This is a genomic window from Kitasatospora sp. NPDC096128, assembly GCF_040303105.1.
Classification (GTDB): Bacteria; Actinomycetota; Actinomycetes; order Streptomycetales; family Streptomycetaceae; genus Kitasatospora.
The window spans coordinates 112,648-129,107 of record NZ_JBEOSP010000013.1 but is presented as its reverse complement, the minus strand read 5'-3'; the positions used below and the strand labels follow the sequence as shown (position 1 = coordinate 129,107).

Genomic DNA, 16,460 nt, shown 5'->3' with positions numbered 1-16,460 from the left:
TCCGTCAGCCGGCGGCGTGCGGGTCGATCATGGACTGGGCGTAGACGATGCCCAGGCCGTAGGCGCCGCCGTACTCCTTGACCAGGTCCGTCACGGCGACGTAGGTCTCGGTGCGGGCCCAGTCGCGCTGGAGCTCCAGCAGCACCTGCACCCAGGTGACGGGCACGGCGCCGGCCGCGGTCATCCGCTGCAGGGCGTGCTCGTGAGCCTGCGGGCTGACGCCACCCGAGGCGTCGGAGACGACGTACACCTCGTAGCCCTGGCCCAGCGCCGAGAGCGCCGGCAGGACCAGGCAGACCTCGGTCCACAGGCCGGACAGGATGATCTTGCGGCGGCCGGTGGCCTTGACCGCCTCGACCAGGGCCTCGTCCTCCCAGGCGTTCATGCTGGTGCGGTCGACGACCTCCTGGTCGGGGAAGACGGCCCGCAGCTGGGGGAGGATCGGCCCGGAGAAGGACTCGGCGGCGACGGTGGAGAGCACCACCGGCACGTCGAAGATCTTCGCGGCCTTCGCCAGGCCGACGGTGGAGTTGATGATGGAGGTGCGGTCACCGCTGCCGGTGCCGAAGAACATCTGCGGCTGGTGATCGACGAACAGCATCATCGCGTTGTCCGGGGTGAGCAGGTCGGGGCTCGGGGCGGCGTGGACCTCGGTGATGTCGAACATGGTTCTTCTCGTTTCTGAGGGGTACGGGGCCCCTTCGGCGGATCGACAGCCGAAGGGGGGAAGGTCTGCGGGGGAATCCGTCCGGGAAGACGAGTGGGTGACATTGCGTCAGCCGCTGTGCCCGGGGATCGGCCGGGGCGGCGCACCAACGACGTTAGCGGGCGGCCGGCCCGGGATTCTGATCGTTCTGTGCCCTGGGCTGTTCTGACAACGCACAGTCGTCCGGTGCGTCGGAGCGCGCCAACCGCAGTGCACTGCAGGGCAACTGGCGATGCGCGGCGGGGTGCATCGAACGTGGACCGGTTGCCTAGGTTTCGCCGGGTGGCCCTGTCGGGCCGAGACCACCGTACGAAGGGACCCCTCGTTGTCCACCATGCCCGTCGCCGGGATCCGCCCCGGCGCCCCAGCCCTGCCCGCCGACCTCGTCGTGCGCAACGCCAAGGTGCACACCAACGACCCGCGCCGCCCCCGGGCCACGGCGGTGGCCGTGCGCGACGGTCGGATCCAGGCGGTCGGCGGCGACGCCGACGTCGTCCCGCTGGTCGGCCCCGGCACCCGGGTGGTCGACGCGCTCGGCCGCCGGGCCGTGCCCGGGCTCAACGACGCGCACCTGCACGTCATCCGCGGCGGCCTCAACTACGTGATGGAGCTGCGCTGGGACGGCGTCCCGACGCTGCGTGAGGCCCTGGCGATGCTCAGGCTCCAGGCCGAGCGCACCCCGCCCGGCCAGTGGGTGCGGGTCGTCGGCGGCTGGTCCGCCGACCAGTTCGCCGAGCGGCGCCTGCCCACCCTGGCCGAGCTCGACGCGGCGGCCCCCGACACCCCCGTCTTCGTGCTGCACCTCTACCAGGCGGCCCTGCTCAACAAGGCCGCACTGCGGGCCGCCGGCTTCACCCGGGACACCCCCGACCCGGCCGGCGGCCAGATCGTGCGCGGCCACGACGGCGAACCCACCGGCCTGCTGATCGCCGCCCCGGGCGCCCTGCTGCTCTACTCCACCCTCGCCAAGGCGCCGACCCTGGACGAGGCCGACCGCATCGGCTCCACCCGGCACTTCCTGCGCGAGCTCAACCGCTTCGGCCTCACCTCCGCCATCGACGCCGCCGGCGGCTTCCAGAGCTTCCCCGAGAACTACGGCACCGTCATGGAACTCGCCCGTCGCGGCGAGCTGACCCTGCGCATCGCCTACCACCTCTTCCCGCAGACCGCCGGGCAGGAACTGGACGACCTCACCCGCTGGGTCAACACCGTGCGCCCCGGCGAGGGCGACGCGTGGCTGCGCCTCAACGGCGCGGGGGAGAACCTCACCTGGGCCGCCGCCGACTTCGAGAACTTCACCGAACCCCGGCCCCAACTGGGCTCCTACGAGACGGAGTTCGAGAAGGCCGTCCGGCTGCTGACGGAGAACGGCTGGGGATTCAGGCTGCACGCCACCTACGACGAGACCATCCGCCGCGACCTCGCCGTCTTCGAGAAGCTCGCCGCCGAAGGCCTCTTCCCCCAGGGCAACCGCTGGCTCTTCGACCACGCCGAGACCGTCAGCCCCGACAGCCTGGACCGGATCGCGGCCCTCGGCGGCGCCGTCTCCGTCCAGAACCGGCTGTCCTTCCAGGGCGAGGCCTTCGTCTCCCGCTACGGCGCCCCGGCCGCCGCCGAGGCACCGCCGCTGCGCGCCATGCTGGACCGCGGCCTCACCGTGGCCGCCGGCACCGACGCCACCCGGGTCTCCTCCTACAACCCCTGGGTCGCCCTGCACTGGCTGGTCTCCGGCCGGGCCGTCAGCGGGCGCCGCCTGGCCGCCGGGCACAACCGGCTCAGCCGCGAACAGGCCCTGGAGCTCTACACCCTCGGCGGCGCCCGCCTCACCGGCGAGGAGGACGTCAAGGGCCGTCTGACGGTGGGAAGTCACGCGGACCTCGCGCTGCTCAGCGCCGACTACTTCAGCGTGCCCGAGGCCGACATCCCGCACATCGAGTCCGTCCTCACCGTCGTCGGCGGACGCATCGTCCACGCCACCGCGGAGCACCAGGGGCTGGCCCCCGAACTGTCCGAGGTGACGCCCTCCTGGAGCCCGGTCACCCGCTTCGGCGGCTACCACGCGACGCCCGCCCCCAGCCTGGCCGGCGTCCACCAGGCCGAGGGAGTCCTGGAGGCCGTGGCCGCGTCCGGCGAGCAGCACGCCTGGCGTACGGCCCGCGGCCTCGGTCTCCCCGGGCAGCCCCAGGCGCCGACGGACCCCTGCTTCCTCTGACGCTCAGCCACCTCATCGGCGGGTGGGCACCCCCGAGCTCCGGCGGTGCCCACCGCCCGTATCCCCCCTATCCGCACGAGGAGCCGTCGTGACCACATCCCCGCCGCCGCAGTCGTCCGGACCGCAGATCCACGACCGCCACCCGCTGGCCCTGGCCCTCTTCGGCCTCACCCTGGTCAGCGGCCTGATCGACGCCGTCAGCTACCTCGGCCTCGGTCACGTCTTCACCGCGAACATGACCGGCAACGTCGTCGTCATCGCCTTCGCCCTCGCCGGAGCACCCGGCTTCTCCGTCGCCGGCTCGCTCACCTCCCTCGCCGCGTTCCTCCTCGGCGCGGGACTGGCCGGCCGGCTCGCGACCCGACAGACCGCGGTCCGGAGCCCGGCGCGACTGCGGGCGGCCTTTCTCCTGGAAGCGGTGCTGCACGCCACGGCCGCCGTCGTCCTCTTCGTCCGGAGCCCCGAGGGGGCGGCGCAGTACCCGGTGATCGCCCTGCTCGCCCTGGCGATGGGCATCCGCAACGCCACCGTGCGGAGCCTGGGCATACCGGACCTCACCACCACCGTGCTCACCCTCACCCTCACCGGCCTGGCCGCCGACTCCCGCCTCGCCGGCGGCACCGCCCCCCGTCGGCGCCGGAAGGTCCTCTCCGTCGCCACCATGCTCGCCGGCGCCGCGCCGGGGGCGGTCCTGGTCCTGCACGGGCAGATCGCCTGGGCCCTGGCCGCCAGCGCCGTCCTGGCGGGTGCGACTGCCCTGCTCTACCGCGAGTCGGCGCCGACCGGGCCCTGATCGCCGACCCCGGCAACCTGCGGCTCCGCCACCGGGCAAGTCCCCCACCGCGACCGGTGCCTGTGACCGACTGCCGTGGCGGCCGGGCCCCGCACCCTCCAGCGCTGACCGGTACCCATCGCATCGAGGAACCCCGGCCGGGCGTCGGCCGGGGTCGGTGGCGGGTCATCCCGTCGGCTTGCCGCCGACCTGCCAGTCACTCGGCGTCATGCCGTAGGCCGCGCGGAAGGCGCGGCTGAAGTGGCTGGAGTTGGCGAAGCCCCAGCGCCGGGCGATCCCCGCCACCCCGAGCTCCGCGGCCACCGGGCGGAGGAGGTCCCGGCTGCAACGCTCCAGTCGCTGCCTTCGGATCCACCCGCCGACCGTGGTGCCTTCGAGGTGGAAGAGCTTGTGCAGGAAGCGGACCGACATGAGGTTCGCCTCGGCGATCGTGGACGGCGACAGGTCCGGATCGCGGAGGTTGCGCAGGATGTGCTCCTTGACCCGTTCCAGCGAGCCCGCCGTCCGCGAAGCCTGCGGCTGGGAGCGCCCGGACCGGTCGTCGACGAGCAGTGCCAGCAGGTCGAGCGCCGTGGCCGCGGCCCGGCGGCCGACGGCCTCGTCCAGGCTCTCCGCCTCGCGCGCCATCCGCGAGAGGTAGGTCGCCACCAGCGCGGCGCTGCCCTCCGTCCCGCTGAACGACGTCGCGGTCAGTGCCCGTACGTCCCGCTCCGACACGTCCAACTCCGCGCGGGGGAACTGGAAGGACGTGAAGACGAACCTCTCCTCGATCCTCTTCCGGTAGACCCGGGTCGTATCGGTGAGGGAGAACTCGCCCGGCCGGATGACGGACTCCCTGCCGTCCTGCTCCTTGATCGCGGTACCACGCTGCTGCAGGCTGAGGACGATCGACGGCGCGCCCCCCGCGGCGATCATGCCCCTGCTGCGCGTCACCACCTGTGGCCCCGCCTGGACCCTCGTTATCCGCACCGATCCGAGCTGATGGCCGACGATCGTCCCGGGTGACGGCACCTCCTCCAGGAGGTCCACCGCCAACGGCACGAAGGCACGGGACACCGTCTCGTGCCAGCTCTCGGCCCGGTCGGCGGCGGACAGTCGCGCGGTGGAGAGAAGAGTTGCGGGCACCGGGGTCCTCTCGGGTCGATCGGCCATCGGTATCCCCGTCCACCGGGGGGCCTCCCGGAACACCATGCCAGCGGGCCCGCGGCGCGACATCGCGTGAACCTACTAGATCGGGGGTGGTCCTCACTTGGGGGCCGCGCCGCCGACGGCGCCGGTGACGTGGCGCTGGGCGACGACGAGCAGGACGGCGGCGGGGACGGACGCCAGGACGCTGGTGGCCATGACGGCGTTCCACTGGTTGGTGTGGGCGCCGAGGTACTGGTAGACGCCCAGGGTGATCGGGCGGACGGTCTCGGTGGTGGTCAGCGTGAGGGCGAAGAGGAAGTCGCTCCAGGCGAAGAGGAAGGTGAAGACGGCGGCCGTGATCAACGCGTTGCGGCTCATCGGGAGGACCACGGAGCGGAAGACGCGCAGCCGGCCGGCGCCGTCCACGTGCGCGGCCTCGATGACCTCCTCGGGGATGCTCCGCATGAACGCGTGCAGGATGACGATCGCGAAGGGGACTCCGGTGGTGGAGTCGGCGAGGATCAGCCCGAGGCAGGAGTTCAGCAGCCCCAGGTCGTTGTAGGCGCCGTAGAGCGCGTCGGCCACGACGATGCTCGGCACCGTCTGGGCGGTCAGGACGCCGAGGAGTACGAGGTCGGTGCCGCGCAGGCGGAACCGGGCCAGGGCGTGTGCCGCCGGTGCGGCGAGCGTGAGGCTGAGGGCCATGCTGCCGAGGGCCACGACGAGGCTGGTGACGAGGTTGCGCCCCTGGTCGCGCAGCGCGGTGGCGTATCCGCTGAGGTCCGGATGGAGGGGGAGCCACCCTCCCCGCAGGGTGTTGCCGGCCGGCTGGAGGGAGGCGTTCACCATCCAGTAGACGGGGAACAGCATCAGCGCGAGCAGGGCTGTCCCGACGAGGGTGGACAGTGGGCCGCCGCGGCCGGGTGGGCGCTTCACGGGGTGGCCTCCCGGGCGGCCCGGGCGCGTCGCCCGACGCGCAGGTAGCGGAGGGCGAACACCAGGGAGAGCAGGACGAGGAGGTTGCTCATCGCGGCACCGCGCCCGAAGTCGTACTGCCGGAAGGAGAGTTCGTAGGACTGGGTGGCGATGGTCTCCGTGGCGTTCGCCGGCCCTCCGCCCGTCACCACCAGGATGATGTCCAGCACTTTGACCGTGTAGACCACGCCCAGCACCAGCACGACGCTCACCACGGGCCGCAGCAGTGGCCAGGTGATGTGGCGGAACGAGGCCAGCGGGCCGGCGCCGTCCAGCTTCGCCGCCTCGTACAGGTGCGGGGGGATGTCCCGCAGACCGCCGTACAGGATCGCGGTGTTGAAGGGGACTCCGACCCAGATGTTGACGAGGACCACCGACATCAGCGCCTGGGAGGTGCCGGTGAGCCAGGGGACGCCGGACGACGAGAGGTGGAGGCCGCGCAGCACCGCGTTGACGACTCCGCTGTCGGGGTCGAGCATCCACTTCCAGGTGGTTCCGGAGGCCACCAGCGGCAGCAGCCACGGCAGCAGCAGGAGCGATCGCAGCACGCCGCCGAGCGGGAAGCGGCGCTGGAAGAACAGGGCGAAGGCCAGGCCGACGGCGAACTGCCCCAGGACCGAGCCGACCGTGAACAGGGCCGTGGTCAGCAGGGTTCGGGGGAAGCGGCTCGACGAGAGGATCGTCTCGTAGTTCCGCAGTCCCACGAACGGTGCGTCACCGGTGTAGAAGGTCGTGAGCGTGTACTGCTGGAAGCTCATCACGACGTTCTCGACGATCGGGTAGCCGAAGAACAGCAGCAGGTACGCGGCGGCGGGCGCGATGAACATCCACCGTGCCCATCGCTCCCCGCGCCGAACCGGCGACGGGTCAGCGGCCGGTCGCGGTCTGCTGCGCATGGCTGAGGGCTACCTCCGGTGTCTGCTCACCCGTCAGCGCGGACTGGATCGCGGTGTAGATTCCCGTCGCCGCCCTGGGCCACTCGACGCCGAGCTCGTCGGTGCGGGCGCGCGCCGCTGCCACGCTCTCCGCGAAGGCGGACATCGACGGGATCTCCTCGGCGTGCTGCGCGGCCACCGCGGTGCGGGAGGGCACGGTGTAGTGCTCCTGGGCCAGGGTGAGCATGTTCGAGGGGGAGTTCAGACAGGCGAGAACCCGGGCGGCCTTCTCCTGCCGGGTCTTGGACGGATTCTGCGGGACCGTCCACACCTCGCCCCCGAGCGGTGTGACCGGGGTCCGTCCCGGCTGGGGGACGGGTACGGGGGCCACTCCCCAGTGCAGGTTCTCGTCCTGGTTCAGGGCCGGGATCCGCCATGGGCCGTTGATCATCATGGCTGTCCTTCCGGCGACGAACTGATCGTGGACATCGGCCTGCGTCCAGTTCAGCACCGACTTCGACATGGATCCGCTCTTCACCAGGTCGACCCAGAGCTGGAGTGCCTGTGCGGCCTGCGGGGTGTCCAGGTGCCGCTCGTCACCGCCGTTGGACCACAGGAAGGGCAGGAACTGCCAGGTGCCCTCGAAGGTCGCGTTCGCGTCGACGGCCATTCCGTAGCGCCCGGGGCGGGTCAGCGCGGCGGCGGCCGCCTTCAGTTCGTCCCAGGTCCTCGGGACGGCGACACCGGCCTCGGTGAGCATGTCCTTGTTGTAGATGAGGGCGACGGTGCTGACGTTGGGTGCCAGCCCGTACACCCGTCCCTGGTAGGTGCCCGCCGACAGGATTCCCCGGGCGAAGCCGCCGGCGTCGATGCCGTAGCCGTCCAGCGGGGTCAGCGCGCCGGTCCGGGCGATCTGCTGCAGATCGGGGTTGTCGAGCATCAACAGGTCGGGGAGGGTCCGCGACGACGCCTGTTGCAGGACCTTGGGGATGAGGGAGGCCCCCGGGACGCTGGTCTGCTCGACCCGCACCCCGACGGTCCTGCCGCACTCGGTGAGCATGTCGCCCCACTGGGTGTGTTCGGTTCCGTCGGTGTAGTAGTCGAGCGCGGTGATGGAGGTGACCTCGCCCCCGGTCGGCCCGCCACCGCACCCGGTGACGGCCGGCGCCAGGACGAGGAACCCGGTCAGGAGGGCGGCGATCCGCCGTGCCGACGGTCTGGCCGGTGAGGTCATGCTGCTGCCTTTGCCGGGTGACTGGGTGATGTGGTGACTGGGTGCTCGCGAACGGGCGGGACGGCGTGGACGCCGGTGGTGCCGTTCATCGGACCGACCGGGCTCTTCCGTTCGAACGCACATTAAACACCCCCGGGAGTGCCCACGGCGTGCCCGGTGGCCGGGCCCCGCTCAGTCCTCGGGCAAGGAGGCGACCAGGTTGGCGAGCTGAACCCGGGAGCCGATCGACAGCTTGCGGAAGACGGACGCCAGGTGGGTGTTGACGGTGTGCGGGGAGACGACGAGCACGTCGGCGGCCGACCGGTTGGTCCGGCCCTGGGCGATGAGGCGCGCGACCTTCTTCTCCGAGGGCGTGAGGGCGCCCCAGCCCTGGACGGGGCGCTGCACGGTCGCCGCCCTGCGGCTGCCCGCCCCGGCACTGTCCAGAGCACGTTGGAGGTGTGCCGCCGCGGCGTGGGCGCCCGACTCGGCGAACGTGCGGCGCGCGTGGGTCAGCGCGGTCACCGCCCGACTCCGCCGTCCTGCCGGCAGGAGTGCCTGTCCGAGGTCGGCGTAGGCGGCGGCCCGGGTCAGGGGGCGGGGGCTCGACCTGAGCAGTTCCACGGAGTGTTCGAGTACGGCCGGATCGTTGCGCACGAGTCCGCGGGCCTGCGCCGCGATGCCCGTGGCGGTCGGTACGGAAGGGTTGCGTTCGGCGTGGGCCTCGGCCTGCGCGGCCAGGTCCTCGGCGAGCTCGCGCTCCCCGCCGCGCAGGGACACGCGGATCGCGGAGTCGACCCAGTCACGCAGAAGCCGCCACCGCATGAAGGGCCCTGCCTGCTGCACGTGGCGGATCCTGTCGACGGCGAGCCCGACGTCCCCGTCGGCCTCGGCATGGACCGCCTCCAGGAAGCGCACCGCAGCCGTGTTGCCCGCGTTCGGTTTGACCGCCAGTCCTTCCCGGGCGGCCAGCAGGTGTTCTCGCGCTGCTTCCCGGTCGCCGCGCAGCAGGGCGATCCGGGAGCGGATCACCCGACCGTTCACCTGCTGGACGGGCACCTGTACCTCGTCTTCGAGGCGCTCCATGGTCACGAAGGCGGCATCGGCGTCGTCGAGCCGGCCGAGCCCCAGATCGTGTAGGCCCTGAGCCCACATCAGCATGGCCTGACGCACCGCCCCGGCCTTGTCCGCCGCTCGCAGGAGCAGTCGTCCGCTGGACTCGAAGTCGTCCACGTGCAGGTGCGCGACGATCTCCTCGGGAAGAAAAGCGGGATCGATGGCGCTCAGCGCGGCGAAGCGCCCCAGCGCGACCGCGCTCTCACCCGCGTTCAGCGCGATCTCGCCGAGCCCGGACAGGGCCAGGATGTGGGCCTCCCGGTCACCGATCGCGGTAGCGGCATCCAGCGCGCTCTCGCCGGCCTCCCGCGCCGCGACCAGGTCACGGTCTCGGGACAGGGCCAGCGCGCGCAGGGCGGCCAGCCGTGCACGGATCTCCGGGGCGGCGCCCCCGGTGGCGAGAGCGGTTTCGGCCCGGCGGCGCAGTTCGCCGGCGAGATCCATGGTCCACAGCGTCCCGCCGAGGGCGGCCTGCAGCCGACCGAACGTCTCCAGCGAAGGCCGGTCGGCCAACAGCCGGTCGCCCGTCGCCAGCGCCTCGCGGTTCCGGCCGGCCCGGGTCAGACAGAGGATCGTCTGCTCGCCCACCGCGAACCTCAACTGACCTGCCGATGGCGTCAGTTCGAGAGCGCGTGTGATCAGGTCGGCCGCCAGGCCCGGTGTGACCGTCAGCACGTCGTCGACCGCACGCCGCAGCAGCGCCACGGCTTCCTCGTCCCCGGGCAGCGCCCCCCTGAGGATGTGCGGCACCGCGTCGATCGGCTGCCGGCCCGCGGCGACGAGGCGGTGGGCGGCCTCGCGGTGCAGCGCCTTCCGGGCCGACGGCGGGATGTCGGCGTAGACCGCCTGGCGCAGCAGATCGTGCCGGAAGACCAGGTGGTCACCGTCGTCGTCCAGGAGTCCGGCGCGCACCGCTTCCTCGAGCGCCGGGATCAGCGCGGCCGTCGGTCGGCCGCAGAGCGCGGCGGCGTCGTGGAAGTCGAACCTGCCGCCGAGTACCGCTCCCATCCGGAGGAAGCGCAGCGTGCCGGGCCGCAGGGAGCTGAGCCGGCCGCGCACACCCACCACGAGTCCGGAGGGCACGGCCTCCTGCGAGGCGTCGGCGGTCCGCAGCCCGGCCAGCATCTCGACCGCCAGGAACGGGTTCCCGCCGGCCCCGTCGAGCAAGCCCCGCACCCGCCCGTCGACCGCTGCTCCGAGGGTGTCGTCGGCGAGTTGACCGATGGCCGCGCCGGACAGGGGCCCCAAGGACACGGTGGCCGTCGGCAGGTTGCCGGTCGCGGCCGCGAGGACCTCCTCCGCCGGGCCCGCGGGCTCCCGTCGCCCGGTCAGTATCCACAGGACCGGCGAGCTCCGCAGGCGGCTCGGGAGGTGCTGCAGGGCGAACCGGCTCAGCTGATCAGCCCACTGCACGTCGTCCAGAGCGATCAGCACCGGCACGCGGCCGGCCCTGGCCTCGATCGTCTCCGCCAGGCGCTCCACCAGCCAGATCCGCCGATCGTGACGGCCGTCGACACCGGCGAGGGCGTCGCCGGACAACAGCGGCTGATCGCCGTGCAGGAGGCAGGCCGCCAACGACGAGAGCGGCACGAGGTGGTGCAGCTCGTCGGCTTTGCCGAGGCTGACCGAGAATCCCGCCGCGGTGGCCCTGGAGACGGCCTCGGCGAGCAGTGAGGTCTTGCCGATGCCCGGCTCCCCCCGGACCAGGGCCAACCTCCCGCTTCCGGTGCGGGCCACCGAGGAGATCAGCGCCTGCAGCTCCTCGAGCTCGGCCTCGCGGCCGCGTAGGCCACTACGGGACAGCGGGCCGCCCGACCCCGCCGATTGACCGTCCGAAGCGCCCGGCCCGGGCACGGTGGCCGTGGGGACGGCCCGGCTCCGGCGGCGAACCGGGCTCCCACCGTCCGGGGACCCGGCCGTGTCGATCACCGATGTCATGGACGCCCTCCCGCCGGTCGTGTGCCGGGGGCCGGCCGACGCGCTGCCGGGCACATGACTCTCGGCGCACCGTGACTGTTCTCTGCGTGCACCCAGACTACGTCAGTCCAGGTCAGGGCACTGGCGCAGGGCAGGGGCAGAACGCGGGAGCGGCGCCCCGCCCGGGTGGGCGGGGCGCCGCTCAGGGCGCCGCTCGGCGCGGCTCGGCAGACGGGTCGAGACGGTCCGGGGCGGGGCCTACAGCCGGGCTTCCGAGCCGTGGAGCTCCACGAAGCCGACCACGCGCCGCAGCTGGTCGAAGTTCGTGACGTTGGTGCCGATCAGCCGCACCGAGGCCTGCTGGTTCGTCCGCCAACTGTGGGCGGCCCGGGAGAGCGCTCCCCACTGGTTCTCCATGTCGCGGTAGTCCGAGCTCAGCTGGTTGTCCGCCCAGGAGTTGATGTTCCCGTGCACGCGGTTGAAGATCGGTCCGAAGCGGGCGGCCTCCGAGAAGATGGTGATGGCCATCAGCATGCCCCGGTCGATGCGGGTCTGGTCCCACGACCCGACGTTGTTGAGGTCCCGGAGCGAGTTGAAGATGTTCTCGGCGCCGAGGTGCAGGTTCTCGCGCGTGGTTCCACCGTTGAGGCTGAGGTAGCTGCCGTTGCGCGGCATGAGCTGCACCGGTACGCCCAGGTCGTTCTGGAACTGCCCCTGGCGGCCGTCCTGGAAGGCCCAATGGTGGTTGGCGGCAGGGGAGTAGAAGCCCGCGACGTACAGGTTGTCGGCCCACAGGTAGACGGAGACGAGGTCGCGCCCCTGGTTCCGCACCCGCACCTGGATCAGCTGGTTGGTGTCCTCGGTGGTCTGCCGGACGGTCCCGCTGTCGGAACCGGTCGGATTGCCGTAGCTGCTGCGGTGAATGGCATCGATCACGTCCCAGTAGCGCCTCGCGTGCTCGCCACCGCCCGCCGTGATGTCGGTGATGTCCCAGTCGATGACCGGCCAGTTCCACTGCGCCGCCGCGCTCTTCGGGGACGCCGGCCCGACCTGGCTCACCCCCGCCGATTTCACGTCCGGAACGGTCGTCGCGGAGGCCGTGCCGGCCAGCGGGAGGAGGAGTGCGGTGGCGGCTGAGATCGACAGCAGCGCGGAGGAGATCTTCTTGAGCACAGTTCTTCTTGGATGACGGTGGTCCGGGCGGGATTCGATCGATCACTGCGGCCGGACGCGAAGCGAGTCGCCGGGAGTCCCGCCGTGATCGGTCCCGATGTCCCGGTCAGCATGCATGTGCGCGCGCCGTCACCCTTGCCCGCCGGCGCATGCCGCCTGACCTGTGTGCGCACGTCGCGGTACGGGGGGTGGGGATGCGCCGGCGCCGCACCGCGAGGTGGTGCTCCGTGCACGGTCCGGTCGGCCCGCGGGTGGCGCCGGCGCGGGCGACGTTCCAGGTCAGCGGCCCGACCCGACGCATCCGGGGTACGCTCTGCCGGGCGTGGCCCTGGGTGTCCGGGACAGCGAGCGGACCGGTCGACCCGGAGGAACGACAATGGTGGACGAAGCCCCGGCCCCGGCCCCGACCGGTCGGCGGCGGGAGACGGAAGTGCTGACCGCGGCCCTGGTGCGGGCCGCGGGCGGCGCGGGCGGCTCCGCGGTGCTGCTGCGGGGTGAGGCCGGTGTCGGCAAGAGCACGCTGCTGGCCTGGGCGGAGCGCGAGGCGCGCGAGCGGGGCTTCACCGTGCTGCGGGCCGTGGGCGCCGAGGGGGAGACCGACTTCGCGTTCGGGGCCCTGCACCAGGCCGTCTGGTCGCTGCTCCAGGACTCCAGCGCCTTGTCCGCACATCAGCGGGAGTCCCTGGACAGTGCGTTCGGCGTCCGAGCCGGCCTGCCGAGCGGGTTCGCCGTCGGCGCCGCCACCCTGGCGTTGGTGGCCGAGGCGGCGCGGCGAGCCCCGATCGCGCTGATCCTGGACGACCTGCAGTGGATCGACTCGTCGAGCGAGACCGTCTTCGCCTTCCTGCGCCGGCGCTGTGCGGAGCTCCCGCTGGTGATCGTCGGTGCCGGCCGCCCCGAGGGCACGGCCGCGCGGACCTGGCCGGTCGAACCCGTCGAGGTGCGGGCGCTCTCCCGGGCCGATGCGGCCCTGCTGCTGGGCACCCGCTACCCGGAGCTGGCGGCGAGCACCGCGGACCGGATCCTGACGGAGGCGGCGGGCAACCCGCTGGCACTGGTGGAGCTGCCCCGGCAACTGGCGGACGCCCAGCGACGCGGGGCCGCCCCGCTGCCGGACCGGCTGCCGCTGGGGCGGAACCTGGAGCGGATGTTCGCCGAGCGGCTCCAAGCGCTGACCCCGGAGGCGGGGCGCCTCCTCCTGCTGGGCGCGCTGTCGACCGGCGACGGTTTCAGCGGCGGGGCATGGCTGAGGGCCGTCGGCGGTGACGACGTGCGCGGGCATCTGGAGCGGATCGAGGCCGGCGGTCTCGCCAGGCTCGATGCCGCCGGCCGGCTGGTGTTCCGTCACCCCCTGGTCCGCACCGCCGTGATCTCGGCAGCCTCGGACTGCGCACGCGGCGAGGCCCACCGCGCCCTCGCCGCCGCCTTCGCGCCGGACGATCCCCGACGGTTGGCCCACGAGGCGTCCGCCGCGCTGCTGCCGGACGAGGACCTCGCGCACCGCCTGCAGGACGTCGGCAGCGAACTCGCCCACCGCGGCGGCGACGCGGAAGGGGCCCTGCTGCTCGAACGCGCCGCCGTGCTCAGCGCCGATCCGGCCCAGCGCGCCCGCCGGCTCACCTGGGCCGCGGTGATGGCGGCCCGAGGCGGGCAGCTGCGCCACACCGCGGCCCTGGTCGAGGAGTTGAGGAGCGGGCCGGTCCCCGACGACGTGGCCCCGCTGTTCGGGTACGCGACGGTGTACGCCGACCAGAGCCACCACGTCGACTTCACGTCCTCCGCCGTCCTGCTGCCCGCGGCGCTCGACGCCCTGACCGCGCCGGGCGCCGACACCTTCGGCGGGCTGGTCGACCAGGTCTACTTCAAGCTGTTGCTGGCCGCCAGCTACACCGACGACCCCTGCGCGTGGCGGGCCCTCGAACAGCACCGGGACAACGTCTCGGAGGCGGGGAGGCTCTGCCTGGAGGCCTGGACCGACCCGGGCCCGGACACCGTCGGCGCGCTCCGGACACTGGCCGACCGCCTGACGCAGGAGCAGCAGGACGGCACGGCCTGGCTCCTGCTGTGGACCGCCTCGGCACTCGACTGCCCCGAGAGCGACCTGTGGCAGCGCCTCGCCGGGCTGCACGGCTACGCCAGCCAGGGCTCGGTGGCGAAGGCCAGGTGCCATCAGGACTTCCTGCTCGGCCGCTGGGACCAGGCATCCGTCTGCCTGCGTGAGGCCGAGGCGGCGGACGAACTCGGCTACCACTGCAACGCCCTGATGTTCCGTCACCACTACGCCCACTTCCTCGCCGGCCGGGGGGACGAGAGCGGGCTGCGGGAGATCGAAGAGGCCATCGGGCCGATCGCGACGCGCGCCCGGATGCGGTTCGTCCTCGACCGCCTGACCCACCTGCGCGGCCTGGTCGCGCTCGCCCACGGGCGCTACGAGGAGGCGTACGCGCACTTCTGCGAGATCACTCCGCCCGGCCGGCTGCCCGGCGGCCCGCCCTGGCCTCGTACGCTGGTCTTCGACCTGGTGACGGCCGCCGTGCACACCGGCCGGCACGACGAGGCGAGGGCGCACCTCGCGGCGCACCCGGTGACGATCTCCGACCGCCACGCCTTCCTGCTGGCGGCCGCCGCCGCACTGGCCGCCCCCGACGGGGAGGCGGACGCCGCCTACCGCGCCGCCTACGCCGTGCCCGGGGCCGAGAGATGGGTGTTCGACCTCGCCCGGCTGCGGCTGGCCCACGGTTCATGGCTCCGCCGCCGGCACCGGCCCGGGGCCCGGCAGGTCCTGCGGGTGGCGCACCACGTGTTCCGCCGACTCCGGGCGGATCCCTGGGTGCGGCGGTGCGAGGAGGAGCTGCGGGCCGCGGGCGACCCGGTGGCACCGTCACCGGCCGACCCGGCCGCGGAGCCGGCCGGATTGACCGGCCAGGAGCTGCGGATCGCCCGGCTGGCCGCGACCGGCCTGAGCAACAAGGAGATCGGCACCATGCTCCAGCTGTCACCCCGGACCGTCGCGGCGCACCTCTACAAGGTGTTCCCCAAGCTCGGCATCACCTCGCGGGCCGCGCTCGCCCACGTCCTCGGTGACGGCTGAGCCCGGTGGTGTGCCCAGCGTGCACCGCCTTCGTTCTCGCAGCGCACCACGGCCCCGGAGCAGTCAGATGACCTAAGCGTCCCCCCGGTCCGCGCAGCACGCTCGTCGCAGGACTTCGGCGGAGGGCAGTCAGATGGCTTTGCAGGTGACGACGGCGTCCGTCCCGGACGACGAGAAGGCGGCGTTCTGGGGCGGGGCGATGTCGCGGACGCTGGTGCCGGTGGAGGTGGTCCCGCTCGCGGGTGCGCCCTTCGACGGGCGCCTGGTGTCGAACCGGCTCGGCTACCTCCGGATCTCGACGCTGGAGGCGGACGCGGCGCGGGTCTCCCGCACCGCAGGGCTGATCGCACGCTCCCCGCAGGTCGAGCCGCAGGTGGGGGTCGGGGTACAGCTGTCCGGCCGGGCCGTGCTGGAACAGGACGGGCGCCGGGCGCAGGTGGCCGAGGGCGGGCTCGTCCTGTACGACACCGGGCGGCCGTACTCCGTCGACTTCCCGGAGCGTTTCCGCACTCATCTCTTCCACCTGCCGCGCCGGCTGCTGGGCGTGCCGGAGCGCGAGTTGCGGCAGGTGGCGGGGACGGCCGTCACCCCGGAGGAGGGGTGCGGATCCGTTCTGCTGCCGTTCCTCGAAACCCTCGCCGCGTCCGCGCACTCCTACTCCGCCCCGGTCGGCGACCGACTGGCCGGCAGCGTCGCCGACCTGGTCGGCACGCTCGTCGCCCAGTTGGCCGCCGAGCGGGAGGCCGACGACGCCGTAGGGCCCGGTACGCCGAACGGCCATCTGGTCCGGCGGGTGCGGGAGCACATCGACCTCCACCTGGGCGATCCGGAGATGTCACCCGAGACGATCGCGCGGGCCCTCCACATCTCCGTGCGGTACCTGCACCGGCTGTTCGAGGGCGAGGAGGTGACGGTGGGCCGACTCATCCAGCGGCGCCGGCTGGACGAGTGCGCCCGCGAACTGGCCCGCCGCAGCCGTACCGCGCCGACGGTGTCGGCGGTCGCCCAGCGCTGGGGCTTCGTCAACCCGGCGCACTTCAGCCGGGCCTTCCGGGCCGCGTACGGGGTTTCGCCGCGCGAGTGGCGGGTGCTCCGGGCCGCTGCCACCTGACTCACCGCCGTGCCGCCCGCCGCGCGTCGGTTGTTCCCGCCGTTCCTCCTGGTCCGCCAGGACGGCTCGCGGCGATTCCGCGCCCGCCCGATCCCCGGCGTCGCCGGACCGGCCGGTCCGGCCCGCCCAGACAGCTGTCACAGGAGTGCT

The 16,460-nt window shown here is 73.0% G+C and carries 11 protein-coding genes; 4 read left to right on the top strand and 7 right to left on the bottom strand.

The window, feature by feature from the left end:
- Positions 1-4: 4 nt before the first annotated feature.
- Positions 5-667: a hydrolase gene (locus tag ABTY61_RS16905; RefSeq protein WP_350505761.1), complete on the bottom strand. Its 663-nt coding sequence runs from the start codon at positions 665-667 to the stop codon at positions 5-7.
- Between the two features lie 373 nt (positions 668-1,040).
- Between ABTY61_RS16905 and ABTY61_RS16900 the strand changes: the two genes are divergently transcribed.
- Positions 1,041-2,918 (top strand): amidohydrolase, encoded by a 1,878-nt coding sequence (locus tag ABTY61_RS16900; protein ID WP_350505829.1) that lies wholly within the window; start codon positions 1,041-1,043, stop codon positions 2,916-2,918.
- Between the two features lie 88 nt (positions 2,919-3,006).
- Positions 3,007-3,711, top strand: a complete 705-nt coding sequence (locus tag ABTY61_RS16895; protein ID WP_350505760.1) for a YoaK family protein — start codon at positions 3,007-3,009, stop codon at positions 3,709-3,711.
- A gap of 165 nt (positions 3,712-3,876) precedes the next feature.
- On the opposite strand, the gene ABTY61_RS16890 is transcribed toward ABTY61_RS16895, so the two are convergent.
- The 6 genes from ABTY61_RS16890 to ABTY61_RS16865 all read right to left on the bottom strand — a co-directional run bounded on the left by ABTY61_RS16890 (position 3,877) and on the right by ABTY61_RS16865 (position 12,108).
- Positions 3,877-4,836, bottom strand: coding sequence for an AraC-like ligand-binding domain-containing protein (locus ABTY61_RS16890; protein ID WP_350505759.1), 960 nt, complete (start codon positions 4,834-4,836; stop codon positions 3,877-3,879).
- Positions 4,837-4,956: 120 nt separating this feature from the next.
- Positions 4,957-5,775: a carbohydrate ABC transporter permease gene (locus ABTY61_RS16885; protein WP_350505758.1), complete on the bottom strand. Its 819-nt coding sequence runs from the start codon at positions 5,773-5,775 to the stop codon at positions 4,957-4,959.
- Positions 5,772-6,710, bottom strand: a complete 939-nt coding sequence (locus ABTY61_RS16880) for a carbohydrate ABC transporter permease (protein WP_502895337.1) — start codon at positions 6,708-6,710, stop codon at positions 5,772-5,774. Before ABTY61_RS16880 ends, ABTY61_RS16885 begins: the two co-directional genes overlap by 4 nt.
- Positions 6,682-7,923 (bottom strand): ABC transporter substrate-binding protein, encoded by a 1,242-nt coding sequence (locus tag ABTY61_RS16875; protein WP_350505756.1) that lies wholly within the window; start codon positions 7,921-7,923, stop codon positions 6,682-6,684. Before ABTY61_RS16875 ends, ABTY61_RS16880 begins: the two co-directional genes overlap by 29 nt.
- 171 nt (positions 7,924-8,094) lie before the next feature.
- Positions 8,095-10,956, bottom strand: coding sequence for an ATP-binding protein (locus ABTY61_RS16870; RefSeq protein WP_350505755.1), 2,862 nt, complete (start codon positions 10,954-10,956; stop codon positions 8,095-8,097).
- A gap of 237 nt (positions 10,957-11,193) precedes the next feature.
- Positions 11,194-12,108 carry a ribosome-inactivating family protein gene (locus ABTY61_RS16865; protein WP_350505754.1) on the bottom strand — a complete coding sequence of 305 codons (915 nt, stop codon included), beginning with the start codon at positions 12,106-12,108 and terminating at the stop codon, positions 11,194-11,196.
- 376 nt (positions 12,109-12,484) lie between these two features.
- On the opposite strand from ABTY61_RS16865, the gene ABTY61_RS16860 reads away from it, so the two are divergent.
- Together ABTY61_RS16860 and ABTY61_RS16855 are read left to right on the top strand one after the other, a co-directional pair.
- Complete coding sequence (locus tag ABTY61_RS16860; protein WP_350505753.1) at positions 12,485-15,199, top strand: helix-turn-helix transcriptional regulator; 2,715 nt, start codon at positions 12,485-12,487, stop codon at positions 15,197-15,199.
- Between the two features lie 133 nt (positions 15,200-15,332).
- Positions 15,333-16,310 (top strand): AraC-like ligand-binding domain-containing protein, encoded by a 978-nt coding sequence (locus ABTY61_RS16855; RefSeq protein WP_350505752.1) that lies wholly within the window; start codon positions 15,333-15,335, stop codon positions 16,308-16,310.
- Positions 16,311-16,460 lie beyond the last annotated feature (150 nt).

Coding starts and splice junctions, on each gene's coding strand:
- ABTY61_RS16900 (WP_350505829.1), top strand. CDS start 1,041: ATGCCCGTCGCCGGGATCCGCCCCGGCGCCCCAGCCCTGCCCGCCGAC.
- ABTY61_RS16875 (WP_350505756.1), bottom strand. CDS start 7,923: ATGACCTCACCGGCCAGACCGTCGGCACGGCGGATCGCCGCCCTCCTG.
- ABTY61_RS16860 (WP_350505753.1), top strand. CDS start 12,485: ATGGTGGACGAAGCCCCGGCCCCGGCCCCGACCGGTCGGCGGCGGGAG.
- ABTY61_RS16880 (WP_502895337.1), bottom strand. CDS start 6,710: ATGCGCAGCAGACCGCGACCGGCCGCTGACCCGTCGCCGGTTCGGCGC.
- ABTY61_RS16870 (WP_350505755.1), bottom strand. CDS start 10,956: ATGACATCGGTGATCGACACGGCCGGGTCCCCGGACGGTGGGAGCCCG.
- ABTY61_RS16855 (WP_350505752.1), top strand. CDS start 15,333: ATGGCTTTGCAGGTGACGACGGCGTCCGTCCCGGACGACGAGAAGGCG.
- ABTY61_RS16905 (WP_350505761.1), bottom strand. CDS start 667: ATGTTCGACATCACCGAGGTCCACGCCGCCCCGAGCCCCGACCTGCTC.